This window comes from Parcubacteria group bacterium CG10_big_fil_rev_8_21_14_0_10_36_14 (assembly GCA_002772895.1).
Classification (GTDB): domain Bacteria; phylum Patescibacteriota; class Patescibacteriia.
Genome location: PFCS01000030.1, coordinates 21,576 through 21,838 on the forward strand (window position 1 = coordinate 21,576; position 263 = coordinate 21,838).

Sequence of the window (263 nt, forward strand, 5' to 3'; positions counted from 1 at the left end):
TTTTGCTTATTTTAGATAAAAAAACCCCGATATAAATATCGGGGGAGCTGCAAAATTTGTGGAGTTTGCGCTAAACTAGCAAGGCGTCTCTTCAGAGTCGTGAGTCACGTCTCTGCCTCCTTTTTGCTTATTAATGTTGATGCGGGTTGATGGGTCAGGGGGTTCGCAAAGTAGCGCGTACCTCCTTCGAGTGGTATTATTACCACCGACAATATGTAATGTATCACAAAAATAGAATTTTGTCAACTTAATATATAAACATA